Genomic DNA, 244 nt, shown 5'->3' on the forward strand with positions numbered 1-244 from the left:
CCTAATCAAACCTATCAAGCACATGAGGCGGTGACACTTGCTAGGAAAAGGCGAAAAAACAGCGGTAATGGTAAGGCAATAGAGTCTTCGGTATGGCGTCAAGTTGAAAAATACCTCATGCTTTATTACAGCCCAGAACAGATTGCTGCACGTTTAAAGAAAGTCAGCGTCCAATCAATCTATAATTACCTTTATCAAAATAAAGCACGCTATGAACAATTCAAACCTTATCTAAGACGAAAAG

At 39.3% G+C, this 244-nt stretch carries 1 pseudogene; it reads left to right on the top strand.

The features are described from left to right. Window positions 1-244, top strand: a pseudogene (locus tag GQ598_RS11020) (hypothetical protein); the annotation flags it as partial.

Source organism: Gilliamella sp. Pas-s95, assembly GCF_009795795.1.
In the GTDB taxonomy this organism is placed as follows: domain Bacteria; phylum Pseudomonadota; class Gammaproteobacteria; order Enterobacterales; family Orbaceae; genus Gilliamella; species Gilliamella bombicola.